The sequence below is a fragment of the Bacteroides sp. 2_2_4 genome (assembly GCF_000157055.1).
GTDB lineage: Bacteria > Bacteroidota > Bacteroidia > Bacteroidales > Bacteroidaceae > Bacteroides > Bacteroides ovatus.
In genome coordinates this window covers 1-6,389 of record NZ_EQ973382.1, presented here as the reverse complement: position 1 = coordinate 6,389, position 6,389 = coordinate 1, and the positions used below count along the sequence as shown (strand labels likewise).

The window sequence follows — 6,389 nt, the reverse complement described above, 5'->3', positions numbered from 1 at the left end:
CAAATCCCCAATCATTTTCAATGTCAGCCCGACATTCTTCACCCGTTGCGCTTCATCTATAAAAACAAGCTCATAAGACGATAAAAGCTGCCTTAGCTCGGTGGTAGTCTTTCCCTCCAAAGCCAACACATCATCCACATTGTCACAATTCAATGAAAGTACCCTGTCTTTCCCCTCGCAAAGTTCAGAAAGAAGCGTAGTCTTACCGACCTGCCTCGCACCAAGTAAAACGATTACCTTTCTACGTTTGTAATCGCTTAAAATAGAACCCTTTATTATACGATTTATCATACCTGTTTTCTTGCAAAGATACAAAAAAAGGATTTGCAACCGCAAAATTTAGCCGAAATTATAGAATACAACCGCAAAATTTAGCCGAAATTATAGAATACAACCGCAAAAAAACATTATCTTTGCTACAAACAACCAATAAAAAATATATAATTATGGGAACAATAAAGACACAATGCTCCTGCGGTATGCTATGGCTAAGTGAAACACTTGGCGGTTATGATACCATTTGCGACCATGACGGAAAGATTTGCAGTGCGGTCAACTATCAAGATGGACAGTTCAAAATCATCCAGCCGGAAGAATGCAAGAGGCATAAAAGGGATATAATGGAAGAGTTCAAAGGAGCTTTGCAACAGGTTAAAGACCACATGGACGGAAAAATACAACTCAAATCGGCAGAAGCCTTGTTAGATGAACTTAGACAAGAACAACATTTATAGCACAAAACGGCTTTATAACAAATAGTTATAACAAAAAGACATACAAATCGCCCAGACTAATAATTTACAAAAATATATATAACAATACATTTTTTAACACGCCGGAAAATTCCGTCCTTTTCCCCGCTGCGCTTGGCTTTTTCTCCTATTCTCTTTTCCTATTGTTCCACCCTCATACGCTTTTAGTAATTTGTACGCTTTTCCCTTCAATTTGCCTAAAATTCCCTTTCTTGTTAGAAATGTCTTTGAAGAATTCTTGTAAGAACGCCTTTTTTAAGCTGTAATGAACTGACATACAATACAATAAAAATCAGAAAACAGGGTAAAAGCCGACCAAATTACTAAAATAAAGCTACAAAAGCCGACCAAATTACTAAAATAACAAGCACAAAAGCCGACCAAATTACTAAAACCGACAACTTTTTACGACTTTAGTTTTTATTAGTCGGTTTTTATGCTTATATTTGCTTCGTAACCTAAAAAATCAAGCGTATGGCAAAGAAAGAAATCATAGCATTTGATCCACCCACCGAAGAAGAAATTATGTTGATACAGCCTAATAACGTGACTTTTGGGCAGTATAACGTATCAGAGTGGCAAGAAAACCTCTTAACCCTTATCGGTGATAAAATACAAAAGCACATGACAAGAGAAGAAGAACTTCCACGAGATTTGTTTAATCAGCCTTATGTAGTTATCATGTGCGATGAAGCGGGGGGAAAGAACAATAAAAATAAAGTGCTAAAAGAAGCTATTGATATGCTTAATAAAAGATTCTCGTTCCGTTGGCTTCATCCCAAAATGAAAAAAGAGATAGAAACAACAGGCGGTTCTGTCATTACCAACATACACAATATAAAAGGGACTAACCAAATCATGGTAAATCTTAATCCTTGGGCTATCCCTTTTCTGATTTATTATGGTGTAGGTGTCGGCGGAACTCGATACTCTAAAGGTCTTGCACTCGGACTTCGGGGTAACTACACAAAACGGATTTATAAAATCATTTGCAGCCAACGAGATAGAAGAGAATATTACTACGCTATATCTCAATTCAGAAAAGACTTAGAAATACCAGAAAAGCACTCTAATAATGATATAGACCGGAAAATTTTAAGACCTGCACAAGAGAGAATAAAAGAAAGTGGTTCTGATGTTTGGTTTGATTACGAATTGATTTGCAAATACCCTATAAAGGGGCGTAAACCCAAAGCCGACACAATCATATTTACCATTAATACGCTGCATCCACGTGAAGCGGGTGGAGAACAGTTTGAACAATACTCTTTTGTTTATCGGTGGGTATCTAATGCCATGAATAACCCTACCGATGACAAAGCGCAAAAAGCCGTGGATAAGATCAGTGATTTAGGGCGATTAAAAGAGGTTTACGAAAGATGTTGTTATTATGATGATAGAGTGTGCAGTGGGGTACAATCAAGGATACACGCCCAAAATGCACTATTAAAAATGTTACGTGAAGAATTTAAAATCAAATAAGTAAGAATATGGAAGAACTAAAAGTTAAGGTTGTGGAAGTTTCACAGGAAAAGGAACAACCCCAAGGTAACGATTATATGCGTGTTACCGTTGAAATTGACGGGCGAAAAATAGCCGTATGGACTACCGAAAGCAACATCAAGGCTTTACGCTTTGATATTGACAGGAAGAGATAAATATATTTTTTGTATATTTTGTAGATAGCTAAATATATTCTTTATATTTTTGCATGTAACAAATTAACAAATAAGCATATGAGCGATATACAAACAAGCACTATCAGAGTGCCTAAAAACGTGCTTGAAGATATAAAAATATATTGCCGTAAAGCGGGGCAGCCTGTCGGGGAATGGGTTGAAAGGGCATGGCGTTTCTTGCAAAAGAACGATTTCGATATTTATGATACTGAAGTAACCCCTTCTCTTCCTGTTCCGGCTGAAGTGGAAAGAGAACGTAACCAAGTGGATGTGCTTTGTAAGCTGATGAGCGAATTTATAAACTCGCAGAAACAGGCACAACTCCCTGCGCCGGATATACTGCAAAAAACGACCAACAGAGTAGCCGAATTGGAGCACCTTATAGGGAAATACCAAGAGAAACTTGATTCCCTTAGCGAAGATAAAACAATGATTATAAAAGAGAGGGTAGAATGGGAACGGAAATATTATGACCGGGATAAACAAAACTATGCCCTTTTAGAAACACTTAAAAAACAAGGCGAACTCTTGGAAAAAGCGAAAACAGAGTTAAGACACTGTAAAGGCTTTTTCTCGTCTGCAAACGAGGATGTTCTAAAAGAACTTGGTATTTCATAAACACTGAATTTTAAGATAATAAGGCAAAAAAAATAAAAGGTTCATAAACCCTTTTAGCCAACAAATTGTTATCTTTATGCGGTCGTAAACAAAAAATAAGCTTATGAAAACTGCTATGGAAAAAAGAGAAACCGGCTTAATGAGACAGATCGGTTATCTCTCTTTTGTCGTTGTTTTGTTGTATGGGCTTACGCTATTTGCGGTTTCTTGTGACAATGATGAAGATCCTCCTCTTCCTCCCGCAGTGGAAAAAGTAGTGCTGGCATTTGGTGTGGATCAGGGTGAAGGTCAGCTTTCGGCTAAACCGGAGTTGGAAAATACGGCTGCGGAAAAGATAGGAGAATTGATCTCTCCGGCTGAAATAGCGAAAGGCACAACGGTGCATTTTCGTGCTACCCATTCCAAATCATGGACAATCATGTATTGGAAAGTCAATGGCGTCATTATTCGTTCTGTGGAGCCGGAGCAGACTTTCGTCATCGATGAGCATAAGGAGGTTCGGGTTGCTTTCAAGCCTTACAAGTCACCGGAACCGGAGGGGCTGTAAAACAAACTGTGTCAGCAAAGCAATAAAATATTAATTTTGCTGACACAGTTTAATTGAATTCTCTTTTTGCTGTTCATTTGCTTTATTTCAGGACTTCGCCCTTCTCGTTGAAGAACACTTCGCTGTCCGTGCCTTCTGCATCGGTAAATGTCACCTTGTAGGTCTTTGTGCCTTCCTCGCTTTCCTCAACTGCGGCTTCCTTGATTGTCAGGTCTGCGAAATCCTTCTTGATCGTGTCCTGAACCGCCTGCGGCAGATCCTTTACCTCGATTGGCTTATAATCGTTCACCATTACCACAATCTCAACATCCGATACCATGTTGCCGGCGAATGCCACTGAACTACCCAATCCCATAACAAGTGCTACTGCAAATAATACCTTTTTCATAATCCAATCTATTTAAATATTTAACATATGGTTTCTGAAAGACAAAGAACAAACATTGTGCCAAACAAATAAACAAGTCATATATACCTGATAATCAAAAGTATACAAAAAAACACATATATTTATTGAAGAACTGTTATCTGTGTATCATTTCCACATTTTGTGGAAACGATACACAGACTTTCTATAATTGCCTCCGGCGGGGTTTTCTCTGGGGGCTTCAAGGCTTTTGCATATCTCAAAATTTCAAAATGATAGCGATATACGCACGGAACACCCAAAAAAGGAGCTGTCGGCAATGACAAAATGATATTGCGTGTCCGGCTGATCGGGGCGGATCTCCCACCATGCGGACAAATCCCGGTAACAGAATGACAAAACGGACACCCCGCCAAAGAACAACATTTTTTTTCTTTTTTCCTAAACACCTGCCAGCGAAGCACAGAGTATTTGTCAAGGGCGAAGGGTAAAAAATACCGCACGAGCGAAGCGAGCACAGGAGATTTTTTACCCGGAGAGTGAAACGCCCCTTTACAAATGCGACGTGCGTAGCTACCTTCGTGCCGGAAAATAGAAAAAACGCACAACAAAGTATGGGGAGCCTAATACCCCGGCATACAGGAACCGGCAAGCCGGATAGATGCAAGACCTCCGACAAATAGACACTGATATAAATGTTTCCCTAACGTTTTTGTACGTACAAAAACATACCTTGCATATCATTAGAAAAAGAAGTGCATAGGTCTTTGCATACCGAAAAAACAACCATAATAAACAATAATACAGTCACTTACAAAAAATCAGTATACCAAAAGTATACTTTTTGCATACATACATGATTCTAATCTATTAAAAATCAACCATATAAAAATTCAGCATTGGACTTAGTCCAATGACTGCTTGCTTACTTCGTTTACAGGTTAAAAACCTGCCAATAATAGCACAAATAATTGTAATCTATAAAACTATCATTATGCAATACAAATGATAGTTTTGCATATCAATTAGTAAATCATTAGAGATACAAAAGACTTAATCCCACCATGCGAACATCCTGTAAGTTCGGATGAGATTATACAGATGCCAAGCCTTATGCAAACGAAGACTTTCCTTATAGCTTATTTCCGAGGATTCATCCACATTCGGACTTGTAAAGTCAAATTCAATAAAACGGGCGGCGTTTCTTGTATTGATATACAGCTTTTTGTATGAAATTATTTCGGATGCGCCCTCAAGTTTGTACATTTTACGACCGTTATCACCCTTGAACGGCACGAATTTAAGCGGACTCCGCTTTATATCCAGATCATCCCTTTCCATGACTATATCCAACAGCCGGAGGCATATCCTCAAATCCCGTCTTACGTATTCGATGCCCACAAAGGTATCCATTTCCTTAAAGTATTCTTCCATCTGACGGAGTTTCATGTACTCCATCTCAAGCATGAAGACATAATCCCAGTCCCTTTCTTTTGACAGAAATCGAACCCATCGGTTGATTTTGTTTCTGAGTTGTCCCGATTCGGAACGGTCACGTTTTCTTTTCATTGAACATCATATTTTTAGTTATTTCCCTATTTCAAGAACGCCCAATAATTTTCCGGTGTAATGACTTCATAAGTCGAACTTGGATAAGAACTGGCAAATACTTTCGGCTGGCTGCTCCTTGCCTTTCCGTTCCATTTGAACTCGAATGTATGCAACATACCGTCCTGTTCCTCAATCAAGTCGATTTCCTGCTGCTCATGGGTACGCCAAAAGAACAGTTGCGCATAGTTGCCGGAATAGGCGTTTCGTTTCACACGTTCACTCACCATGAGGTTTTCCCATAACGCACCGACATCATTCCTTAGCTCCAACGGAGCGAAATTGGAAAGGACGGCATTTCTCACCCCATTATCATAGAAATAGACCTTCTTGCCCTTCTTTATCTCATTCCTAAGATTCCGGCTGAAAGAGTCCAAACGGAAAACAACGAAGCACTTCTCCAACAGATTTATATACGTTTCAACCGTACCTCGATCAACCCCCAACAGGTTGCTTAGCTCATTATAAGAAACTTCGCTGCCCAACTGTAAAGCCAATGCCCTTACCAGCTTTTGGATCAGTTCCGGTTTCTTTATGCCCTTGTAAGCAAACAAATCTTTGTAAAGGTAATTATTGGTAAGTGTCATCAACGTGCGTTTCGCATCACCCGGCTCCGTTACGACCTCCGGATAAAGCCCATAAATCATCCGGTTTTCCAACAATCTGTTTTCCTCCCTTTCCGAACTGTACAAAGCGAGTTCCGGCAGCGAGAATGGGAACAGGTTGTACTCGATAAGTCGCCCAGTCGCCGGCTCGTTTATCTCGTCTGCCATATCGAGCGATGAAGAACCTGTAACAACCACTTGTGTTTCCAACTT

Annotated in this window: 9 protein-coding genes; 5 read left to right on the top strand and 4 right to left on the bottom strand. The window is 39.5% G+C overall.

The window, feature by feature from the left end; all coding sequences use genetic code 11:
• A partial coding sequence (locus BSCG_RS00240) for an AAA family ATPase (protein WP_008777648.1) occupies positions 1–291 on the bottom strand: 291 nt, incomplete at its 3' end.
• 155 nt (positions 292–446) lie between these two features.
• Between BSCG_RS00240 and BSCG_RS00245 the strand changes: the two genes are divergently transcribed.
• The 5 genes from BSCG_RS00245 (at position 447) to BSCG_RS00255 (ending at position 3,596) form a co-directional block, all read left to right on the top strand.
• On the top strand, positions 447–734 hold the full coding sequence (locus BSCG_RS00245; RefSeq protein ID WP_008777647.1) for a hypothetical protein: 288 nt from the start codon (positions 447–449) through the stop codon (positions 732–734).
• Between the two features lie 492 nt (positions 735–1,226).
• Positions 1,227–2,234, top strand: coding sequence for a replication initiation protein (locus BSCG_RS00250; protein WP_008777646.1), 1,008 nt, complete (start codon positions 1,227–1,229; stop codon positions 2,232–2,234).
• Between the two features lie 8 nt (positions 2,235–2,242).
• The gene (locus tag BSCG_RS30210) at positions 2,243–2,410 is read left to right on the top strand and encodes a hypothetical protein (protein WP_008777645.1); all 168 of its coding nucleotides are present in this window, start codon (positions 2,243–2,245) and stop codon (positions 2,408–2,410) included.
• Positions 2,411–2,488: 78 nt separating this feature from the next.
• Positions 2,489–3,049 (top strand): hypothetical protein, encoded by a 561-nt coding sequence (locus BSCG_RS30735; RefSeq protein WP_008777644.1) that lies wholly within the window; start codon positions 2,489–2,491, stop codon positions 3,047–3,049.
• 103 nt (positions 3,050–3,152) lie between these two features.
• Positions 3,153–3,596 carry a hypothetical protein gene (locus tag BSCG_RS00255; RefSeq protein ID WP_008777643.1) on the top strand — a complete coding sequence of 148 codons (444 nt, stop codon included), beginning with the start codon at positions 3,153–3,155 and terminating at the stop codon, positions 3,594–3,596.
• An 82-nt stretch (positions 3,597–3,678) separates the two neighbouring features.
• Here the strand turns inward: BSCG_RS00255 and BSCG_RS00260 are convergent, their stop codons facing one another.
• The 3 genes from BSCG_RS00260 to BSCG_RS00270 all read right to left on the bottom strand — a co-directional run.
• Entirely contained in the window at positions 3,679–3,984 is a 306-nt protein-coding gene (locus BSCG_RS00260; protein ID WP_005783170.1) for a hypothetical protein, read from the bottom strand.
• Between the two features lie 1,032 nt (positions 3,985–5,016).
• Positions 5,017–5,532: a hypothetical protein gene (locus tag BSCG_RS00265; protein ID WP_008777640.1), complete on the bottom strand. Its 516-nt coding sequence runs from the start codon at positions 5,530–5,532 to the stop codon at positions 5,017–5,019.
• Positions 5,533–5,558: 26 nt separating this feature from the next.
• The coding region (locus BSCG_RS00270; protein WP_032849918.1) for an ATP-binding protein at positions 5,559–6,389 on the bottom strand (831 nt) is incomplete at its 5' end.

Bases quoted from the DNA above. Each gene is read 5' to 3' on its own strand.
- BSCG_RS00245 (WP_008777647.1), top strand. From the start codon at position 447: ATGGGAACAATAAAGACACAATGCTCCTGCGGTATGCTATGGCTAAGT.
- BSCG_RS00250 (WP_008777646.1), top strand. From the start codon at position 1,227: ATGGCAAAGAAAGAAATCATAGCATTTGATCCACCCACCGAAGAAGAA.
- BSCG_RS30210 (WP_008777645.1), top strand. From the start codon at position 2,243: ATGGAAGAACTAAAAGTTAAGGTTGTGGAAGTTTCACAGGAAAAGGAA.
- BSCG_RS30735 (WP_008777644.1), top strand. From the start codon at position 2,489: ATGAGCGATATACAAACAAGCACTATCAGAGTGCCTAAAAACGTGCTT.
- BSCG_RS00255 (WP_008777643.1), top strand. From the start codon at position 3,153: ATGAAAACTGCTATGGAAAAAAGAGAAACCGGCTTAATGAGACAGATC.
- BSCG_RS00260 (WP_005783170.1), bottom strand. From the start codon at position 3,984: ATGAAAAAGGTATTATTTGCAGTAGCACTTGTTATGGGATTGGGTAGT.
- BSCG_RS00265 (WP_008777640.1), bottom strand. From the start codon at position 5,532: ATGAAAAGAAAACGTGACCGTTCCGAATCGGGACAACTCAGAAACAAA.